At 71.4% G+C, this 18563-nt stretch carries 21 protein-coding genes; 5 read left to right on the forward strand and 16 right to left on the reverse strand.

The genetic code is table 11. The annotated features are described in order from the left end of the window. Positions 1-82: 82 nt before the first annotated feature. From rpsG to ACM9LD_RS04805, 6 genes are all read right to left on the reverse strand, one after another. Positions 83-553 (reverse strand): 30S ribosomal protein S7, encoded by a 471-nt coding sequence (gene rpsG, locus ACM9LD_RS04780; protein WP_068522691.1) that lies wholly within the window; start codon positions 551-553, stop codon positions 83-85. Then, positions 553-927, reverse strand: coding sequence for a 30S ribosomal protein S12 (rpsL, locus tag ACM9LD_RS04785; RefSeq protein WP_068522692.1), 375 nt, complete (start codon positions 925-927; stop codon positions 553-555). The genes rpsG and rpsL overlap by 1 nt, the downstream gene beginning before the upstream one ends. Before the next feature lie 343 nt (positions 928-1270). After that, positions 1271-2149 carry a DNA-3-methyladenine glycosylase family protein gene (locus tag ACM9LD_RS04790; protein WP_415675624.1) on the reverse strand — a complete coding sequence of 293 codons (879 nt, stop codon included), beginning with the start codon at positions 2147-2149 and terminating at the stop codon, positions 1271-1273. Between the two features lie 9 nt (positions 2150-2158). Beyond that, on the reverse strand, positions 2159-2554 hold the full coding sequence (locus ACM9LD_RS04795) for a DUF5313 family protein (RefSeq protein WP_415675625.1): 396 nt from the start codon (positions 2552-2554) through the stop codon (positions 2159-2161). 50 nt (positions 2555-2604) lie between these two features. Next, positions 2605-3387 carry an ABC transporter permease gene (locus ACM9LD_RS04800; RefSeq protein WP_415675626.1) on the reverse strand — a complete coding sequence of 261 codons (783 nt, stop codon included), beginning with the start codon at positions 3385-3387 and terminating at the stop codon, positions 2605-2607. Beyond that, positions 3384-4265, reverse strand: coding sequence for an ABC transporter ATP-binding protein (locus ACM9LD_RS04805; RefSeq protein ID WP_415675627.1), 882 nt, complete (start codon positions 4263-4265; stop codon positions 3384-3386). The genes ACM9LD_RS04800 and ACM9LD_RS04805 overlap by 4 nt, the downstream gene beginning before the upstream one ends. Before the next feature lie 107 nt (positions 4266-4372). On the opposite strand from ACM9LD_RS04805, the gene ACM9LD_RS04810 reads away from it, so the two are divergent. Continuing rightward, positions 4373-5278, forward strand: a complete 906-nt coding sequence (locus ACM9LD_RS04810; protein WP_415675628.1) for a hypothetical protein — start codon at positions 4373-4375, stop codon at positions 5276-5278. Positions 5279-5314: 36 nt separating this feature from the next. On the opposite strand, the gene ACM9LD_RS04815 is transcribed toward ACM9LD_RS04810, so the two are convergent. Together ACM9LD_RS04815 and ACM9LD_RS04820 are read right to left on the reverse strand one after the other, a co-directional pair. Further along, on the reverse strand, positions 5315-5602 hold the full coding sequence (locus ACM9LD_RS04815; protein WP_415675629.1) for a DUF2277 domain-containing protein: 288 nt from the start codon (positions 5600-5602) through the stop codon (positions 5315-5317). Positions 5603-5633: 31 nt separating this feature from the next. Next, positions 5634-6551: an FAD-dependent oxidoreductase gene (locus ACM9LD_RS04820; RefSeq protein ID WP_415675630.1), complete on the reverse strand. Its 918-nt coding sequence runs from the start codon at positions 6549-6551 to the stop codon at positions 5634-5636. Between the two features lie 131 nt (positions 6552-6682). On the opposite strand from ACM9LD_RS04820, the gene ACM9LD_RS04825 reads away from it, so the two are divergent. From ACM9LD_RS04825 to ACM9LD_RS04835, 3 genes are all read left to right on the forward strand, one after another. After that, positions 6683-7279: a DUF1269 domain-containing protein gene (locus tag ACM9LD_RS04825; RefSeq protein ID WP_415675631.1), complete on the forward strand. Its 597-nt coding sequence runs from the start codon at positions 6683-6685 to the stop codon at positions 7277-7279. 25 nt (positions 7280-7304) lie between these two features. After that, complete coding sequence (locus ACM9LD_RS04830; RefSeq protein WP_415675632.1) at positions 7305-8138, forward strand: acyl-[acyl-carrier-protein] thioesterase; 834 nt, start codon at positions 7305-7307, stop codon at positions 8136-8138. Positions 8139-8256: 118 nt separating this feature from the next. Next, entirely contained in the window at positions 8257-10014 is a 1758-nt protein-coding gene (locus ACM9LD_RS04835) for an MFS transporter (protein ID WP_415675633.1), read from the forward strand. A gap of 1 nt (position 10015) precedes the next feature. Here the strand turns inward: ACM9LD_RS04835 and fdhD are convergent, their stop codons facing one another. Genes fdhD through ACM9LD_RS04865 form a run of 6 tightly spaced genes read right to left on the reverse strand, consistent with a single transcriptional unit; the run spans position 10016 to position 15957 of the window. Next, positions 10016-10852, reverse strand: a complete 837-nt coding sequence (gene fdhD / locus ACM9LD_RS04840) for a formate dehydrogenase accessory sulfurtransferase FdhD (protein ID WP_415675634.1) — start codon at positions 10850-10852, stop codon at positions 10016-10018. A gap of 41 nt (positions 10853-10893) precedes the next feature. Further along, complete coding sequence (locus tag ACM9LD_RS04845) at positions 10894-11649, reverse strand: MerR family transcriptional regulator (protein WP_415675635.1); 756 nt, start codon at positions 11647-11649, stop codon at positions 10894-10896. A 9-nt stretch (positions 11650-11658) separates the two neighbouring features. Next, complete coding sequence (locus ACM9LD_RS04850; protein WP_415675636.1) at positions 11659-13143, reverse strand: flavin-containing monooxygenase; 1485 nt, start codon at positions 13141-13143, stop codon at positions 11659-11661. Positions 13144-13160: 17 nt separating this feature from the next. Continuing rightward, a complete protein-coding gene (locus tag ACM9LD_RS04855; protein ID WP_415675637.1) occupies positions 13161-14084 on the reverse strand; it encodes a ferritin-like domain-containing protein in 924 nt (307 codons plus the stop codon). A 38-nt stretch (positions 14085-14122) separates the two neighbouring features. Then, on the reverse strand, positions 14123-14977 hold the full coding sequence (locus ACM9LD_RS04860) for an SDR family NAD(P)-dependent oxidoreductase (protein WP_415675638.1): 855 nt from the start codon (positions 14975-14977) through the stop codon (positions 14123-14125). Next, complete coding sequence (locus ACM9LD_RS04865) at positions 14977-15957, reverse strand: alpha/beta hydrolase fold domain-containing protein (RefSeq protein WP_415675639.1); 981 nt, start codon at positions 15955-15957, stop codon at positions 14977-14979. Before ACM9LD_RS04865 ends, ACM9LD_RS04860 begins: the two co-directional genes overlap by 1 nt. 87 nt (positions 15958-16044) lie before the next feature. Here ACM9LD_RS04865 and ACM9LD_RS04870 point away from each other — a divergent pair, with 87 nt between their 5' ends. Continuing rightward, complete coding sequence (locus ACM9LD_RS04870; protein ID WP_415675640.1) at positions 16045-17106, forward strand: 2Fe-2S iron-sulfur cluster-binding protein; 1062 nt, start codon at positions 16045-16047, stop codon at positions 17104-17106. 22 nt (positions 17107-17128) lie between these two features. Here the strand turns inward: ACM9LD_RS04870 and ACM9LD_RS04875 are convergent, their stop codons facing one another. Further along, positions 17129-18067 (reverse strand): LppP/LprE family lipoprotein, encoded by a 939-nt coding sequence (locus ACM9LD_RS04875; RefSeq protein WP_415675641.1) that lies wholly within the window; start codon positions 18065-18067, stop codon positions 17129-17131. A 98-nt stretch (positions 18068-18165) separates the two neighbouring features. Continuing rightward, positions 18166-18354, reverse strand: coding sequence for a hypothetical protein (locus tag ACM9LD_RS04880; RefSeq protein ID WP_415675642.1), 189 nt, complete (start codon positions 18352-18354; stop codon positions 18166-18168). Positions 18355-18563: the final 209 nt, after the last annotated feature.

Here is an 18563-nt window from a genome sequence, read left to right on the forward strand (position 1 = left end):
GGTAAGCCTCGTTCTCGTAAAAGGATGGTTGGAACTCCGGTGTCCCGCGGGCCGGCCGGTGGGGCCGGCCCGCGGGATCAGATCACCAGCGGTAGTGCGCGAACGCCCGGTTGGCCTCGGCCATCTTGTGGGTGTCCTCGCGACGCTTCACGGAAGCGCCCAGGCCGTTGCTCGCGTCGAGGATCTCGTTGGCGAGCCGCTCGACCATGGTCTTCTCGCGACGCTGCCGCGTGAAGGTCACCAGCCAGCGCAGCGCGAGGGTGTTGGCACGACCGGCCTTCACCTCGATCGGCACCTGGTAGGTGGCGCCACCGACGCGGCGGCTCTTCACCTCGAGCGACGGGCGGACGTTGTCGAGCGCCTTCTTGAGGGTGAGAACCGGATCGGTGCCGGTCTTCTCACGGGTGGCCTCGAGCGCGCCGTAGACGATGCGCTCGGCGGTCGACTTCTTGCCGTCCAGCAGCACCTTGTTCACGAGCTGCGTGACGACCTGCGAGCCGTAGACGGGGTCATTGACGACGGGGCGCTTGGGCGCCGGTCCCTTACGAGGCATCAGCCCTTCTCCTTCTTCGCGCCGTAGCGGCTCCGCGCCTGCTTGCGGTTCTTGACACCCTGGGTGTCGAGCGAACCGCGGATGATCTTGTAGCGAACACCCGGGAGGTCCTTCACACGACCGCCACGGACGAGCACCATCGAGTGCTCCTGAAGGTTGTGACCTTCGCCGGGGATGTACGCGGTGACCTCGACCGAGCTCGTCAGGCGGACGCGGGCGACCTTACGGAGAGCCGAGTTCGGCTTCTTCGGGGTCGTGGTGTAGACGCGGGTGCAGACGCCACGACGCTGCGGCGAGCCCTTCAGGGCGGCCACCTTCGTCTTGGAGGCCTTGTCCCGGCGGCCCTTGCGGACCAGCTGGTTGATAGTTGGCATAGAAGCGCTGTTTCCTTCGTTTCGGCTGTCGCCGGCCACACGGCCGGCTCTTCCTACTGCTGCGGTTGTAGCTCCGGGCAAGTCGCGCACCCCGTGAATGGAGTGTCCGATCTTCCGCAGCGCGGCCCCACCGGCTTCGGCGACTCGCGTCGTTTCCGCTGGTCAGTCCCGTTTCCGGGAAGTAGCTACCCGCCTCGCACGTACCCCGAGGTCGGGCGTGTCGCGTGTCCGTGGGCGGTTCCGGAGGTCCGGCCTAGCCATGGACACGTGTGAATAGTCCTGGTTACCCAGGCACGGCGACCTAGCTTACCCGCCTGAACTCACACTGGTCAAAATGCATTGCCTACAGGCCACGATAGTCGCGCACGGACACCCGCGGCCCGCGGCGTTCACGGTCGACGCCCGCGCGGACCAGCAGCCGGATCACCCGTCCGCGCTGGCCGCGGTACGGCTCGAGCACGTCGAGCATTCCGGCATCGTCCAACGCCTCGCCCGCGAGCGCTATTCCCACGATCCGCGGCAGGTGGTAGTCGCCCACGGGCACGGCGTCCGGGTCGCCGCACGCCCTGCCCAGCAGGTCACCGACGGTCCACGGTCCGATGCCGGGGAGGGCCCCGAGCTTCGCGGGCCGGTGCTCGACCTCGACGGCGCTCGCCCCGACGATCGTGCGCATCCGCACGGGCTCGACGCCGGCGCGGTGCCACTCCCATGCGGGGATCGCGGCCCACTCGGCACGCGGCGGCGGCACCTGCAGGCCGGGACCGCCCGTCGGGCCCGGGGCGACCGTGCCGAATCGTCGGACCAGGTACCGCCACGAGGGCCACGCCTCGGCGCCCACGACCTTCTGCTCCAGCACCGTCGGAACGAGGGCCTCCCAGACCCGGTTCGAGCGGGTCAGCCGCAGGCCGGGCGAGGCCGCGACGGCCCGCTCGACGACGGCGTGGCGCGGGACCAGGGCCGACGGTTCGTCGTCCGCGCCGGCCATCGCCGGGGCCTGGTCGAGGAGCCAGTCCGCACCGCTCCCCCAGGCCCGCGCGGTCATCCTCCCGCCGGCGAGGTGCAGCCGGAGCGTCCCCGGCCCGTCCGGGGTGTGCACGGCCCGCCAGAGCGCGCCGTCGGGCGTGCGCGCGTAGGCCGGATCGCCCGCGCCGCGGCGGAGCACGCCGACGGTGCCGTGCAGGTCGAGGTGGTACCCCGGGGCCCATGAGCGTTCTGCCGTCACCCGGCGAGGCTACGCCGCCCGGTGCCGGTACTTCTCCTCGTACACCTGCGCGCGGCGACGGTGCTCGGCGAGCTGGCTGCCGCTCTCGGTGTGCGGGTCGATCCCGTTGTCGGCGAGCAGTTCCTGCAGGTAGATCGAGCGGAGGCCGCCGACGAAGACGATGGCCGGCAGGGCCATCATCCCGACGAGCGCCAGCTTGACCCACAGCGGCGAGGGCAGGATCAGCGCGACGACGAGGAAGGGGACGAACATCAGTGCCCCGCGGATGAAGAAGCGACGGTTGTGGCCGGGGCCGGTGGCGTCGTTGACCACCCAGTCGTGCATGGAGTCGGGCAGGCGCATCCCCATGAGGTACTTCACCCGCTGGACGAGGTTCGGTGTGGTTTGTGGAGTGTGCGTGGACATGCCCCCAGGTTACGCCGGTGTGACGCAGGTCACAATCGAGCGGAAGCGGGTCATCGCTCCGCGCTGCGCCGGTAGGCGAGCGCCGCGGCGCCGGCGAAGACGGCGAACCAGACGACCACGTTGACGACGGCCGCGGCCAGCGAGGTGTGGGCTCCGGTGAGGGTCTCGCCGCCGGTCAGCGGGTACCGGGCGAGGGCGGTGATCCCGTACATGGGCGTGAACTGCGCAGCGGTCAGCATGCCGCCCGAGAGCGGGAAGAAGACGTTGCCGCCGAAGGCGAGGACGGTGAGCAGCAGGCCCGGCACGTGCATCACGATCTCCGGCCGCAGCGCGAGGCCGAGCGCGAGCCCCAGCGCGCCGAACAGCGCCGAGCCGAGCCACGCGACGAGGAGCGACGCCACCCAGACCTGCGGCTCCGCGTCCGCGCCGGTCGCCGCGGCGAGTCCCGCGATCACGACCACCGGGAGCGCCGACACGGTCAGGGCACTCACCACTTTCGAGGCGATGTAGCCGGGCGGGCGGAGCGGCGTGAGGCGCAGCGTCCGCACCCAGCCGGTCGAGCGCTCGCCGGCGACCTGGGCGGCCGTCGTGGTGGCCGCGGCGGCTGAGCCGTAGAGCGCGAGACCGATCATCATCCACGAGGCGAAGTCGCCGTGCGCGAACCGCGCGTCCGGCCCGGCCTGGGCGTGCAGCGCCAGGTAGAGCACCACGGGCAGGATCGTGGTGATGATGAGGGTCTGCCGGTTGCGCAGCTGGCGCCGCACGTCGAGCAGCAGGAAACGGGGCGTGAGGCCCCAGGCGGGCGCGGTCGCGGCGGTCGTGGTGGTGGTCATGCCTTCTCCTCGGTGAGCTGCAGGAACGCCTCTTCGAGACCGTGAGTGCGGGTCTCCACGTCGCGGGCGTCGGTGCGGGTGAGCAGGAAACGGAGCGCGTCGTCGGACGTGCGCGGGTCGCCGTCGACGGCGAAGACGGTCCGCTCGCCCCGCACCTCCGCCACCCGGACGCCGGGCACGGCCGCGACGAGGGCGGCGGCGCCGTCGGGGCCGAGGACGGCGGAGACGCGGCGGCCGGTGGCGGCGGCGCGGACGTCGGCGGTGGCGCCGTCGGCGACGATCCGCCCGCCCGCGATCATCACGACGCGGTCGGCGAACCGATCCGCCTCCTCGAGATAGTGGGTGGCGAACAGGACCGTCGTGCCGCGGCGGGCGTCGGATCGGACCTCGTCCCAGAACCGGCGCCGCGCGTCGACGTCCATACCGGCGGTGGGCTCGTCGAGGACGAGCAGGTCGGGCTCGGCGAGCAGGGCCAGGGCGAACCGCAGGGCCTGCTGCTGCCCGCCGGAGCACTTCCCGACGGTGCGCCGCCGCAGGTCGCCGAGGCCGGCGCGGGCGATCGCGGCGTCGGGGTCGGAGCCCGGGTGCAGCGCGGCGATGAGGTCGACGGTGTCCTGCACGGTGAGGGTGGGCAGGAGCCCGCCCGACTGCTGCACCGCGGCGACGGTGCCGGCGTGCGTCGCGGTGCCGGAGTCGGGGGTGATGAGGCCGAGGATCATGTCGATGGTGGTGCTCTTGCCCGCTCCGTTGGGGCCGAGGAACGCGACGACCTCGCCCTGCCGGACGGTGAGGTCGACGGCGTCGACGGCGGTGAAGCGCTCCCCCGTCGCGGTCGCGTAGGTCTTGGTCAGAGATCTGAGTTCCAGTGCCGGTGTCATGCCGTCGACGATGCCGGTGACCTGCGCCGATCGGATCCACCCGCGGGTGGAGGCCGGGGTGGAGATCGTGCTGTGATATGGGTCACAGTCGGAGTAGATTCACTGCCATGCGTGTGCGGCTCTCCCTTCCCCTCGCGGCGGCTCTCGCGCTCTGCGCGGCCGCCCCGGCGTTCGGGGCGTCGCCGCCGCCGGGCGCGCTGCTCGGCGAGTTCGCGCAGAACCAGGTGGAGAACTGCGCCGCGATCTGCCCGTACGCGCTGCAGGGCGCGATCGGCGTCCCCACGGGGGTGGTCGCCGCGCCGGGCGCGGCGCTCGCCGCCGCCCCGGGCGGCCCGTTCCGGGCGCTCGGTGCGGGAGCGGCGGCGGTGACCGGGCCCGCGGACGCCGCGATGACCGGCATCATCGGCAACGACCTCAACCAGGTGGTGCCGCGGTTCCAGAACGGCGTGGTCATCGGCCTGCTCGACCTGATGCGGATCGGGGGCGGCACCGGATCGGTCGGAGCCCTGCGCACGGACCTGCTGGCCGCGCTGCAACAGCCGCTGCCGCCGGTCGCCCCGACGCCGCCCCCGCTCACGACGCCGCCGCCCTTCGGCATCACGCCGGCGCCCCAGGGTCCGGCGGAGACCGCGGCGGTGCAGGCGACGAACGCCTTCTTCGCAGCGGCCTTCTACGTCCCGGAGCTGTCGCTGCTCGGGGCGACGCAGACCGCGAACGCCGCCGCGACGACGCTCGCGGGAACCGGCGACCCGGTCGCCGCGGTGCAGGCAGGGCTGGACGCTGCGGGCGCGGTGGCGGCGGAGAACACGCGGATCCTGGAGCGGGCGCTCTCGTCGCCGTCGACGAGCGGGACCGGCGCAGGCGCGCGGTCGACGAGCTCCGACGGTGCAGCGGGCGCGGCGGACGCCGGGCAGAGCGCGGCGGCCACCGTCGACACCGGAACGAGCGCCCCCACCGTCACGAGCACCACGGACGCGGCGGACGCCACCGGGTCCGCGGACGACGGGGACTGAACCACCGCCGACTCGCTGCGGCGATCTGCGCTTCGCTCAGGCGGACTCGGCCGCGGCCGCGCGGGCCTCGATCCGCGCCCGGACCTCCGGTCGGCGGAGCGGCGGCACCGTCTTCGGCGGCTGCCGGCGCGCGGGCAGCGCGTCCAGCAACTCCTCCGTGGCGGCGGTGACCTTGGCGACGGCTTCCTCGAAGGCGTCGCGGTTGGCGTCGCTGACCTTCTGGACGCCCGAGACCTTGCGCACGTACTGTCGCGCGGCGGCCTCGATCTCCTCGTCGGTGGCGGCGGGCTCGAGCCCCCGCAGTTCAGTGATGTTCCGGCACATACTCCGACGGTAGTCCCGTCGCCCGCTCCCGTCAGCCGATGAGCGCGGCCACCTCGTCGGCGCATCCCCAACTCAGGGTCACCCCGGCGCCGCCGTGCCCGTAGCAGTGGACGACGTCGCCCTCGCGCTCGAGGCGCACCGCCGGGCGGGAGGGCCGCAGGCCGATGTTGTGTCCGAGCACCGGCGCGTCCGCGAGCTCGGGAACGAGCGCACGGGCCCGGGCGAGGATGGCGTCGGCGGTGGCCGGATCGACGGTGAGGTCCTCGGCGCCGTGGTCCTCGGTGCCGCCGACCACGATGTCGTTCGAGCGCGGGACGACATAGGTGGTGACGCCGAGGTCGAGCGCGGAATCGTCGATCCACCACCGGTCCACGCCCACCTGCTCGAGGTAGACCACCTGCCCGCGGACCGGCTCCAGGGTGGTGTCGCCGACGAACTCGCGCGCGCCCAGGCCGGTGGCGTTGACGACGGTGCCGTCCAGCTCCTCGAGGGACGCGACGTCCCGCTGTTCGACGGTGCCGCCGAGCTCGCGGACGCGACCCGCGAGCCACGGCAGGTAGACGGGCATCTCGATGACGGGCGAGACGAAGCTCCAGCCCTCGGCGTACCCGGGCCGCGGCGCCGGGACCCGCTCGACGGACGGCACGGCGGAGGTCCACCAGGGTTCGGGCACGGGCTCGCGGAAGATCTCGGTGCCGGGCGTCATGACGACGCCCTCGACGCCGCGCGCGGCGAGCGCGGTGAACTCCGCGAGCGTCGCGGCGGACCAGCCGGTGACCCGATTGCGGGGCTCGGCGAGGTAGGGGTACCAGACGGCGGCCGCCACGGCGGAGGTGATCGCGGGCGAGAGCTCCCGCCCGTACACGCGCACCTCGTGCCCCGCCTCGAGAAGGCGCACCGCGCACGACAGTCCGATCACGCCCGCACCGACGATCGTCACTTCAGCCATGGGAACACCCTGTCATGCCGGGCGCCGGATGCGGCGGCCGTTCCCGCGATGCCACCGCCTCTTCGCGATTGCAGCGTAGGCTCTGCGGTGGCACCACCCGATCGAATCACTCACTGACACAAGGACCTGCCATGAGCGAATACGTCGCCGTCATCTCCCTGCCCACCCGCGCCGCGACCTACGAGGAGTTCTCGGAGCTCAAGAACACCGCCGACACGTACGGGATCGTCTCGTCGGCGATCGTCGAGCGCAACGCGGACGGCACCTACGACATCCCCGAGACCACCGACGGCACCACGGGCACGGGCACGCTCAGCGGTTCCCTCATCGGCATGCTCGTGGGCGTGCTCGGCGGCCCGGTGGGCATGCTGCTCGGCATGTCGGTGGGCACCGCGACCGGCGCACTCGTCGACGCGAGCAACCTCGACGACAGCGACGACGTGATCTCACTGTTCGCGCAGCAGCTCCCGCCCGGGAACAACGCCATCATCGTGCAGACCGAGGAGCCCACGACCGATGCGCTCGACGCGCAGGTCGCCCGGGCCGGCGGCCGCATCGCGCGCCGCCCGCTCGACGAGGTGATCAGCGAGCTGGAGGCCCAGCAGGACGCCGCGGACGCCGCCGCGAAGGCCGCCCGTAAGGCGGCGCACGAGCAGAAGAAGCAGGAGCGCCACGACAAGAACGAGGACCGGATCAACGCCCTCAAGGCGAAGTTCCAGCGCGACTGAGTGCCCGTCTCGTTAGGCTCGCCGTGTGAGTGATTACGAGTTCCTGCAGGCAGCGCCGCCCGGTCCCTCCTTCGAGAGGAGCTGGCCCGTCCGCACGGGCGATGTCGACCCCGAGCGTCGGGTCCGGCTCGACGGGATCGCGCGCTACCTGCAGGACATGGCGAACGACGAGATGTTCCATCGCGGTTTCGACGCCACCGACCCGTACTGGCTGGTGCGGCGGAGCATCATCGACGTGCTCGAGCCACTGCACTGGCCGTCGGAGGTGACCCTCCTGCGGTGGTGCGAGTCCACCAGTTCGCGCTGGTGCAACATGCGGATCACGCTGCGCGGCAGTGCCGGTGGGCACATCGAGACGGAGGCCTTCTGGATCCGGTTCAGCGCGGACTCGGGGATGCCCACCCACATCAGCGACGGCGGCATGGAGTACCTGCAGCAGTACGTCACCGAGACGCGGCTGCGCTGGAAGGCGCTCAACACCGCCACGCCGCCGGAGCCGTCGGCGAGCGACTACACGGTGAAACTCCGTGCCACCGACTTCGATCCGTACCAGCACCTCAACAACGCCGCCTACCTGCAGCTCGTCGAGGACGATCTCAACGGCGACCCGCTGCTCGCCGCACCGCACCGCGCCATTATCGAGTACCTCGCGCCGATCCCGCTGGGCTCCAGCGTGCAGGTGCGCTCCGAGCGCGACGATGCCGGCTACCGGCAGTGGCTCTACCTGCTCGACGACGACGGAGCCCCCGCACGCAAGCCCGCCTCGGCCGTCTCCGTCGTCGCGCTCGCGGGCGAGCCCTTCGCCCCTCCCGCGCCGTGGCCGCCGGAACAGGTCGACCGGATCGAATGGCGGGACTGACGGCCCCGGAATCGGTCGAAAGGGCACGCCGCTCCCACCCCGCGTGGCGGCGCCCCCTTCGCAGGCCTAAGCTCCCTGAGGTAGATATGTAAGATCTTCTAACCTTAAGGACGGAACGGTGGCTCCGGCCCTGCTCGACACCCCCGCATCGACGCCGCACAGCGACTCGTACAAGTGGATCGCCCTGTCCAACACCACCCTTGGGATGCTGATCGCGACGATCAACAGCTCGATCGTGCTGATCGCTCTGCCCGACATCTTCAAGGGCATCCACCTGAACCCGCTGGAGCCGGGCAACACCAGCTACCTGCTGTGGATGATGATGGGTTTCCTGGTCGTGACCGCGGTGCTCGTGGTCGCGTTCGGCCGGCTCGGCGACATGTTCGGGCGGGCCCGCATGTACAACATGGGCTTCCTGATCTTCTCGGTCTCGTCGATCTTCCTGGCGGTGACGTGGTTCGACGGGCACGCCGCGGCCCTGTGGCTCATCGGTTGGCGCGTGGTGCAGGGCATCGGCGGCGCCTTCCTCATGGCGAACAGCTCGGCCATCCTCACCGATGCCTTCCCACCCGACCAGCGCGGGCTCGCGCTCGGCATCAACAGCGTCGCGGCGATCGCCGGCTCGTTCCTGGGCCTGATCATCGGCGGCCTGCTCGCGCCGATCAACTGGCACCTGATCTTCCTGGTCTCCGTGCCCTTCGGGGTGATCGGCACCGTCTGGGCGTACCTGAAACTGGAGGACCGCGGCGCCCGCGTGCCGGCGACGATGGACTGGTGGGGCAACCTGACCTTCGCCGTCGGCCTCATCGCGGTCCTGGTCGGCATCACCTACGGCATCCAGCCCTACGGCGGCCACGCGATGGGCTGGACCTCGCCGTTCGTGCTCGCCTGCCTGCTGGGCGGCGCGGCGGTGCTCGCGGTCTTCTGCGTCATCGAGCTGCGGGTCGACTCCCCGCTGTTCGACCTGCACCTGTTCCGGAACCGGGCGTTCGCATGGGGCAACGCCGCGAACCTCTGCGGCTCGCTGGGCCGCGGCGGGCTGCAGTTCATGCTCATCATCTGGCTGCAGGGGATCTGGTTGCCGCAGCACGGCTACGACTACACGCAGACCCCGCTGTGGGCGGGCATCTACATGGTGCCGATGACCGTCGGATTCCTGCTCTCCGCGCCGATCTCCGGCGCCCTCTCGGACCGGATCGGCGGCCGCGCGCTGAGTTCCGTGGGCCTTGTCATCACCGCGCTCACCTTCCTCGCGCTCATCGCCCTGCCGGTCGACTTCGCCTACTGGGCCTTCGCCGTCATCCTGTTCGTCAACGGCGTCGGCATGGGGATGTTCGGCTCGCCCAACCGCGCGGTCGTGATGAACTCGCTGCCCGCGACGTCCCGCGGGTCCGGCTCGGGCATGATGACTACCTTCCAGAACTCGGCCATGGTGCTCTCGATCGGCCTGTTCTTCTCGCTGATGATCGCGGGCCTGTCGGGCTCGCTGCCCGGCGCGATGTCGACGGGGCTCCAGGCCAACGGCGTTCCCCCGCAGTACGCCTCGGAGATCGCCGCGCTGCCGCCGGTGGCGGTGCTGTTCGCGGCCTTCCTCGGCTACAACCCGGTGCAGGAGCTGCTCGGCCCGCACCTGGCGCAGCTGCACCTCACGGCCGAGCAGACCCAGCACCTCACCGGCCTGCAGTTCTTCCCGCACCTCATCGCCGAGCCCTTCCGCTCGGGCCTGGAGCTCGCCTTCTCCTTCGCCGCCGTGGTCTGCCTCCTCGGCGCGGTCGCCTCGCTGCTGACGGGCGGCAAGAGCGCCGACGCGCCCGGCGACGCCGCAGAGACCCTCGAGTCCGAGGCCGACGACGTGGAGACGATCGCCCGGTACTGATTCAGGCGGTTCGGATCCGGTGGGTCGCCGTGTAGGCGTTGAAGTGGTCGCCGCGGACGAAGCCGAGCAGGGTGAGGCCGGCCTCGTCGGCGAGCTCCACGGCGAGCGACGACGGTGCGGATACCGCGGAGAGCACCGGGATTCCGGCCATGGCGGCCTTCTGGACCAGTTCGAAGCTGGCGCGGCCCGACACCTGGAGCACGGTGCCGCGCAGGGGCAGCCGCCCCTGCAGCAGCGCCCAGCCGATCGCCTTGTCCACGGCATTGTGCCGCCCGATGTCCTCGCGCAGCACGAGCAGCTCGCCGGAGGCGGCGTCGAACAGCCCTGCGGCGTGCAGCCCACCCGTCTTGTCGAAGACGGCCTGGCCCGCGCGGAGCCGGTCCGGGAGCGCGACGATCCGCTCGGGCGAGATGGTGACCGGGTCCTCGCGTACGTCGAAGCGGGAGACGGTGCGGACCGCGTCGATGCTCGCCTTGCCGCACACCCCGCACGAGCTGGTGGTGTAGAAGTTACGGGTCACGTGGGGCGAGGGCGCGCGGACGCCGGGCCCGAGCGCGACGTCGAGCACGTTGTACTCGTTGAGCTCCCCGCCCGTGCCGGGCCCGCCGCAGTGGATGGCGGAGCGGAACTCCTCGGCGGCGCCGATCACGCCCTCGGAGACGAGGAAGCCGGCGGCCAGCTCGACGTCGTCGCCGGGGGTGCGCATGGTGACCGCGAGCGGCACGCCCGCGACGCGGATCTCCAGCGGCTCCTCCGCGGCGAGGGTGTCGATCCGGCGCACGGGATCGCTTCCGACGGTGACCTTCTCCACCGCCCGCCGCACCGTGATCCGTCCCATGCGCCCGACGTTACACCGGGCGCCGCGCGGCGCGGCCGGGCCTAGGGAGCCTCCACGTCGTCCTCGGCCCGATTGCCGGCGGCGACCTTGTGCGCACGCAGCTCCTGGTCGAGGGCGGCGTCCAGTGCCCGGTCGAGGGCGGCGTGCGCGTTCTCGGTGCCTGCTCGGCGCATCGCGCCGAGCAGGCCGACGGCCCACGCGACGTCGTCGTCGGACGTGGGCAGCCAGCCCGGGCCGCGGCGGCGGTCCACCTCGTCGTGCGCGGCGGTCATGAGGATCTCGGCGGCCTCGTTCATCTTGGCGACGAACCGCTGCTGCACGTCCACGAGCACGGCGAGGTCCATGCCCTTGGCCACCAGGCGCGCGAGGTTACCGATGATGTGCCGGTCGGCCGCCTCGTACCGCCCCGGTTCCGTGGTCTCCGTGACGATGCCTGCGCCGAGGAGTGCGGAGAGCGCGTCCTCGTCGAGCGGCCCGAGCCGCGCCTCGAGCTCCTCCCGGCTCAGCACGGGCCGCTTCGCCGAGGCCCACGGCTCGTCGAGGATCTCGTTCAGGTCGAGCGCATCGCCGATCCGGGCGCCGGGGTTGGTGAGGAAGGTGGCGATGTGCCCCAGGTTGAAGCCGTTGCCGAGCAGCTTGTTGATGGCCAGCAGGTTGCGCAGGTGCTTCTCGGTGTAGATCGCGACCCGGCCGCGGCGCAGCGGCTGGGGCAGGAGCCCGCGCTCCTGGTAGCCCCGGATGTTGCGCGTCGTCGTCCCCGACACCCGGGCCAAGTCGTCGATCCGGTACTCGGTCATGCCCGCATGCTATCCGGCCGCGACCGCCGCACCCGCCTCCTCGTGCACCAGGATGCGGTAGTCCCGCAGGTCGACGGTGCGCAGCTGGCCCACGTACTGCGAGGCGAAGCCCGGGTACATGGTGGCGTTGAAGCCGTCGTCCGTGAGGTACCAGCTGCTGCAGCCGGAGTTCCAGGTGGTGGCGGCGAGCCGGCGCTGGATGTCGCGGTTGTACGCCTCCTGGACGTCGGCGCGCACGTCGAGCGCCTTCCATCCGTTGCGGAGCAGCTGCGCGATCGCGTCGGTGATGTAGTCGATCTGCGCCTCCATGTAGACCAGCGCGGAGCTGTGCCCGGGACCGGAGTTGGGTCCGAACGTGACGTACAGGTTCGGGTACCCGGAGACGGCGACGCTGCGGTAGGCGTAGGCCCCGCCGCTCCACTCGTCGGCGAGGACACGGCCGTCGAGTCCGGTGACGGGGACCGGCGAGCCGGTCTTGGAGACGTCGAATCCGGTGGCGAAGACGATGCAGTCGAACCGGTGCTCGACCCCCTCGACGGTGCGGATGCCCCGCGGCGCGATCCGCGCGATGGGCCACGTGACGAGCGTGCAGTTGTCGCGCTGGAGCGCCGGGTAGTAGTCGCTGGTCATGAGGAGGCGCTTGCAGCCCGCGGCGAAGTCCGGGGTGAGCTGGCGGCGGAGCCACGGGTCGCGCACCTGCAGGCGCAGGTGCAGCTTGCTGACGGCCTCCACCACGCGGGTGAGCGGGGTGTTCCACACGACGCCGAGCGCGACGGACTCGTGGCCCCAGAACCAGAGGGCGCGCGCGAGCTGCTGCGCACCGGGGATCCGCCGGTAGATCGACTTGGTGAATTCCCCCGTCTCGGTGTTGATCCGGGGCAGCACCCACCCCGGGGTGCGCTGGAAGACCTTGACGGAGGCGGCCTTCTTGACCAGCTCGGGCACGATCTGGACGCCGCTGGCGCCGGTGCCGACGACGGCCACCTTCTTGCCGGTGAAGTCGTAGTCGTGGTCCCAGCGGGCGCTGTGGATCTTGTGGCCCTCGTAGTCCTCGATGCCGGTGATCGCGGGGAAGGAGCAGTTCGCGAGGGGGCCGGAGGCGAGGATCACGGACCGGGCGCGCAGCGGCTCGCGGCCCTCGAGGGCGATGGTCCACTCCCCCGCGTCGGCGTCGTACTCGAGTCCGGTCACGGTGTGCTCGAACCTGATGTGCGGTGCGACGCCGCTGGTCTCGACCATCCGGTCGATGTAGCCGAGGATCTCGGCGCTCCCGGAGTAGGTGTGCGACCAGTCCGGGTTGGGGGCGAAGCTGTAGGAGTACAGGCGCGACGGGATGTCGCAGGCGGCGCCGGGATAGGTGTTGTCGCGCCAGGTGCCGCCGACGCGGGTGTCGCGTTCGAGGACGACGAAGTCGTCGATGCCCTTGTCGCGGAGGCGGATGGCGGCGCCGATGCCGGCGAAGCCGGCGCCGATGACGGCTACGGAGTGGGTCATGGCTGATCAGATCCTCGTCAGGCGGTGGGCTCGTAGGTCAGTTCCTGCGACCAGGTGGGCGTGCGGTGCACCAGGGGGAACGGGATGAGGGAGGTCGCCTTCACCAGCGTGTCCGCGGGCACGTGGTAGAGCCGGTTGGTGCGGTTGATCACCCAGCTGCCGTGCCAGGCCACCACGCGGAACATGGGCAGGCGCTTGATGTACTCGCTGCGGTCGCCGGCGGCGCGGTAGCGCTTCATGGCGCCGTACAGCCGCTCCTCGTCGACGCCCATATCGACGATGTTGTCGCGCATCTTGTTCAGCAGCGGGACGTAGCTGAGGAAGCCGATGAGCAGCGAGGGCTTGACCCATCCGCCGACGAAGTCGATGGTGCGCTTGCGCAGGTCCGCGTGGCCGAGCATGTCCATGACCTCGAAGTCGACCGCGAGGTGGCGGGATTCGTCGGCGTTGATCCGCTTGAACACCTCCTGCGCTACCGGGTCCTTCACCTCGTCGGTGATGAACTTGATGAGGGCGCCGTCGAGGGCGACCTCGAGCATGGGGATCACGGTGCCGAGGAAGGAGAGCGACATCCCGTCGGAGTGCTGGTCGAGCCAGTTGATCACGAGCTGCACGTTGATGTTCGGCGACGGGATCTCGTCGTCGTCGAGCATGCCCCACCGGCGCATGAGGGCGAGCTCGGCGTTGGCGTGCTTCTGCTCCTCCGCGTGGAAGTGCTCGTAGATGCTCTTGAGGGTGGGCGTCGGGGCCTTGCGCGCCATCGCGGCGAAGCCGCGGGCGCCCACGTTCTCGATCCACATCAGGTCGGAGAGGAAGGGCTTGAGCTTGGCGTGCAGCTCGGGGTCGATGAGCTCGGCGCCGGGTGCGTCCCAGTCGATGTCGACGAGGGCCCACTGCCGATCCTTGATCATCTGGAGCATGTTGTCGAGGTCCATGGCCATGAGAGCGGTCCTTTCGGGGTGGCGGAGAGGGTGTCCGGTCAGGAGGCGGGGAGCAGCCGGGTGAGCAGGCCCAGCCCGCGGACGTAGGGCGTCGGGAAGTGGCGCTTGAGGTGCCAGATGACGTTCGCGTCCAACTGGGGCACCACGTAGAGGCGGCCGAGGTCGAGTGCGTCGAGGGTCTGCGCGGCGACCCCGTCGGGCGAGATGCCCGTGAGCTTCATGAGGGCGCCGGCGAGGTTCTTGCTGCCCTCGGTGATCCGGCCGTCGCGCGCGACATTGGTCTTGACGAAGGTGGGGCACAGCACCGTCACGTTCACGCCGGTCCCGGCCAGCTCGGCGGCGAGGGTCTCCGACAGCGACATGACGCCGGCCTTGGAGACGTTGTACGGCCCCATCGACGGCGCGGCCGCGAAGCCGGCGGCGGAGGCGACGTTGATGATGCCGCCGCGGCCCGCCTCGCGGAGCATCGGCGCGAACAGCTCGCAGCCGTGCACCACGCCCCACAGGTTGATGCCGAGGGCCCAGTTCCAGTCGTCCAGCCCGATGTCGCCGACGGGGCGGCCGCCGATGCCGACGCCCGCGTTGTTGATCACGAGGGTGGGCGGACCGTCGAAGACGGTGCGCGCGAACGCCGCGAGGGACTCGACGGCGGCCCGGTCGGCGACGTCGACGACGGCGGCGTGCGCCCTCCCGCCACGGGCCTCGATGAGCCCCACGGTCTCCTTCGCGCGTCCCTCGTCGATGTCGGCGCACACGACCTCGCCTCCGCGGCCGGCGAGTTCGAGCGCGAAGGCGCGGCCGATGCCGCTGCCGGCGCCGGTGACGACGGCCTTCGCGCCGACCGTGATCGGGTCGCGGACGAGGTGGTGCAGGAGTCGGTCGATACCGAACATCAGGAGGCCTCCGAATCGGTGTGGGCGGCGGCGCGGTCGAGCCCCGCGAGGAAGTCGCGCACCCGCAGGAGCGCGGCGTCGGCCTCCGGTGCGAGCCGGGGCAGCGCCTGGAAGACGTGCATGAGGCCGGGCCAGATCTCGAGCGTGCTCGCGCCGCCGTGCGCGCGGAGCTCCCCGTCGAGGTGGCGGGCGTCGGCCGAGAGCATCTCGGCGCCGCCGGCCTGGATGAGGAAGGGCGGCAGCCGGTCCGAGCGTTGGAAGTCCAGGCGTAGGCGCGGGTGCTCCGGATCGATCCCCGCGGTGTAGAGGTCGACGAGGCGCTTCGCCGCAGCGGCGGAGATGGCCGGGTCGCGCCGCACGCGTTCCTGCTGCGCCGCGAGCGCGAAGGTGAGGTCGATGAGCGGGGAGAAGAGCACGGCGGCCGCGGGCTGCGGGCGATCGGCCGCGGCGTGCTGCAGCAGCAGGTCGCAGATCAGGTGGCCGCCGGCCGAGTCACCGGCGATCACCAGGTCCTCGGCCGCGTAGCCCTGGGTGAGCAGCCAGTTCCAGCCGGCGGCGACGTCGCCCGCGGCGGTCGGAAACGGGTGCTCGGGGGCGAGCCGGTAGTCCACCACGAAGACCGGCAGCCCGGTGACGGCGGACAGCCGCGCGGCGAGGCTGCGGTGGGTGCGCGCCGAGCAGATCGCGTAGGCGCTGCCGTGCACGTAGTAGATCGCGCGCCGGCCGTAGGTGATGCCGGGACCGAGGACCCAGTCGCCGCGGACGGGAGCCCGCACCGCGGTGACGGCGGTCCCCCGCGGGGTCGAGCCGAGCGCCCCCATGATCGCGGCGACGAGGCCGCGGGCGAGCCGGACCCCGGGCGCGTTCATCGGGATCAACCCGGTGGCCGCGCCGAATCCGTAGCGGGTCAGCGCGGCTGCGAGGTCGGAACGGGTCGTCGAGGCCGACGGGACCGGCGGCGCCGGTGTCGTTGTTCGCATGACATTCACACCACCAGCAATCGTGCCATTTGTCAATGGCACAGTTATCACGGTAGCGTCCGGGTCCCCGACGAAGGAGCAGAGCACGTGGATTCATCGACGCCCGCGACGTCGCATCCGCTCGAGATCATCGACGTGATCGAGGAGACCGCCAGCGCCGTCTCCCTCGTCTTCGCGCGTCCCGACGGGGAGCGCTTCGACTACCTGCCCGGGCAGTTCCTGACGCTGCGCGTGCCGGGCACGCCGGAGGACGGCACCACCTGGGCTCCGCGTTGCTACTCGCTCTCCAGCGCCCCCGCGCTCGATGCGCACCTGCAGGTCACCGTCAAGCGGACGGCCGGCGGCTACGCGTCGAATTGGCTGTGCGACAACGCGAAACCGGGGATGACCCTCGACTCCTTGCGCCCCGGCGGGCGGTTCACGGTGCGTGACGACCCCGATGCGCTCGTGCTGTTCGCCGCGGGGAGCGGCATCACGCCGGTGATCTCGATCCTGCGGGCCGCCCTCACGGAGTCCACCGCGCCGGTCCTGCTCGTCTACGCCAACCGGGACCGCGCCTCCGTCATCTTCGACGCGACCCTCGCGGAACTGTCGGCCGCGCACCGCGACCGGCTGCGCGTCGAGCACTGGCTCGAGTCCGAGCGAGGGCTGCCCGACACCGCTTCGCTCGCCGCTCTCCTGCCGGCGCCGACCGCCGCGACGTCGGCGTACCTGTGCGGCCCCGCCCCGTTCATGGACCGCGCCACCGAGGCCGCCGCGGCCGCGGGCATCGACAGTGCGCGCATCCACCGCGAGGCCTTCGCGTCACTGACCGGCGATCCGTTCGCCGCCGTCCCCTCAGGGGCTCCGGCCGGCGTTCCGCCATCGCCGGGCGGCGCCGCGACCGTCACCGTCGGCCTGAACGGCGAGAGCACCGTTCTCGCCTGGCCCCGCGACCAGGTGCTGCTCGACGTGCTCCTCGACGAGGGCCTCGACGCGCCCTACGTGTGCCGCGAGGGCAACTGCGGCGGCTGCGCCTTCACGCTGCGCCGCGGCGAGGTGCACATGCTGGTCAACGACACCCTCGACGACTACGAGCTCGGCAACGGCGTCCGCCTCGCCTGCCAGTCACTCCCCCGCGCCGACGATCTGGAAGCCGAGTTCGACTGACCGATGAGTTCCGGGCGCTGCGCTAGCAGCCGAGGCGGGCGGCCGTCGCGGCCGGAACGCCCTTCTCCGAGCACGAGAAGCCGCTGCCGAACGCGACGCCGCTCCACCCGCCGCCGGTGTAGCGGAACAGTAGCTTCGTGTTCTGGGGGTACGCGTCGCGCGCCGGGATGCGGGCGGTGGCCCAGTCGTCGACGCAGACGACGGAATCCACGGTGAAGGGCTTCGCGATCTGTGCGCCCCAGTTCATCTCGGCGTTGGCGCGCAGGGTCTCGGGCGTCGCCTCCGAGCAGTGCGAGACCGGCGCGGGAGCGGCTGTAGTGGAGGGCGGGGCCGTGGACGCGGCGCCACCGTCGAAGACCTGGGGCGGAACGTCCTTGTCGGGCGTCACGGCGCGGCCGGACAGCGTGTAGGTGACGATGACGGGCCCGCCCGAGACGCCGGCGGTGCTGTCGCCCGGGTTGAGCCAGCGATACGAGACCGCGACCGAGTCGTCGGTGCTGCCGACGACGCCGGTGAACGTGGTGTACCGGCTGGTCGCCGTGCCGAGATAGCCCTGGCGGTCGAAGAACAGGATCCACACGGGCGAGCTCCCCGTGCCGCCGGTCAGGTCGGCGCGCGCCCACATCAGGGCGGGGCAGGAGCCCTCCCTCGCGTCGGTGCCGCGCGTGGCGGTGAAGCCGTTGCCGCGGAACGACGGGAGCTTCGCCACGGCGTCCCGGACCGTCGCCGACCCGAGATCCAGGCACTTCCCGTTCCCGGCGGTGACCGGGCGAGTAGCGCTTCCCGGGGTGACCGGCAGCGTCGGAGCGCCCTTCCCCTGCCCGGTCCCGGCGAACGCGCTCGTCGACGGTCCCGCGAAGGTCGACGGTGCGCCTCCCGCGGTGGTGGATCCGTCGCCGCACCCGCCGGTGAGAGCGAGTGCGGCGACGAGCGCGATGGCGGCCTTCGATGTCCTGGTCATGCATTCCCCCGAACGACGGTCGGCGCAGCCCCCAGCGGTGCGCCGTCGTTCTTTCGTTCGGTGATCACCAGGTGATCGTTACCACCGTGTAGTGCAGCTCAGTCGACGACCTTCGACGCGGCGTGCTCCGAGATCCGCGAGATGCGGTCGACCGGGACGCGGATCGCCCGGCCGTCGTCGAGGCGCACGGAGGCCTCCTCGTCGTACGGCACGGAGAGGAGGGTGCCGAAGGCGGCGGGTTCCTCGAGGTATCGAACCCGGTCGCCCGGATACAGTCGCACTGCCACCACTGCTCGTTCCTTCGTCGTGCGGCCCACGCGGTTCGCGGGCCTGGCCCCACGGAGACGTTTCGCGGAGAGAACGACATGATTGCTGCCTGCATGCATGACGTGCAACCGTACATGTACGGAGCAGAACCCTTGTTTCACTTGATCGCATCAGGGCTGGGGTCGAGCTCCGGAGCCGTGACCAGTACGAACGTCCCGTCCATCACTCT

This window comes from Tsukamurella hominis, from assembly GCF_965137015.1.
Taxonomy (GTDB): domain Bacteria; phylum Actinomycetota; class Actinomycetes; order Mycobacteriales; family Mycobacteriaceae; genus Tsukamurella; species Tsukamurella hominis.

Coding starts and splice junctions, on each gene's coding strand:
- ACM9LD_RS04825 (WP_415675631.1), top strand. CDS start 6,683: ATGAGCGAATACGTCGCCGTCATCTCCCTGCCCACCCGCGCCGCGACC.
- ACM9LD_RS04850 (WP_415675636.1), bottom strand. CDS start 13,143: ATGACCCACTCCGTAGCCGTCATCGGCGCCGGCTTCGCCGGCATCGGC.
- ACM9LD_RS04810 (WP_415675628.1), top strand. CDS start 4,373: ATGCGTGTGCGGCTCTCCCTTCCCCTCGCGGCGGCTCTCGCGCTCTGC.
- ACM9LD_RS04865 (WP_415675639.1), bottom strand. CDS start 15,957: ATGCGAACAACGACACCGGCGCCGCCGGTCCCGTCGGCCTCGACGACC.
- rpsL (WP_068522692.1), bottom strand. CDS start 927: ATGCCAACTATCAACCAGCTGGTCCGCAAGGGCCGCCGGGACAAGGCC.
- ACM9LD_RS04820 (WP_415675630.1), bottom strand. CDS start 6,551: ATGGCTGAAGTGACGATCGTCGGTGCGGGCGTGATCGGACTGTCGTGC.
- ACM9LD_RS04795 (WP_415675625.1), bottom strand. CDS start 2,554: ATGTCCACGCACACTCCACAAACCACACCGAACCTCGTCCAGCGGGTG.
- ACM9LD_RS04860 (WP_415675638.1), bottom strand. CDS start 14,977: ATGTTCGGTATCGACCGACTCCTGCACCACCTCGTCCGCGACCCGATC.
- rpsG (WP_068522691.1), bottom strand. CDS start 553: ATGCCTCGTAAGGGACCGGCGCCCAAGCGCCCCGTCGTCAATGACCCC.
- ACM9LD_RS04855 (WP_415675637.1), bottom strand. CDS start 14,084: ATGGCCATGGACCTCGACAACATGCTCCAGATGATCAAGGATCGGCAG.
- ACM9LD_RS04815 (WP_415675629.1), bottom strand. CDS start 5,602: ATGTGCCGGAACATCACTGAACTGCGGGGGCTCGAGCCCGCCGCCACC.
- fdhD (WP_415675634.1), bottom strand. CDS start 10,852: ATGGGACGGATCACGGTGCGGCGGGCGGTGGAGAAGGTCACCGTCGGA.
- ACM9LD_RS04800 (WP_415675626.1), bottom strand. CDS start 3,387: ATGACCACCACCACGACCGCCGCGACCGCGCCCGCCTGGGGCCTCACG.
- ACM9LD_RS04805 (WP_415675627.1), bottom strand. CDS start 4,265: ATGACACCGGCACTGGAACTCAGATCTCTGACCAAGACCTACGCGACC.
- ACM9LD_RS04845 (WP_415675635.1), bottom strand. CDS start 11,649: ATGACCGAGTACCGGATCGACGACTTGGCCCGGGTGTCGGGGACGACG.
- ACM9LD_RS04875 (WP_415675641.1), bottom strand. CDS start 18,067: ATGACCAGGACATCGAAGGCCGCCATCGCGCTCGTCGCCGCACTCGCT.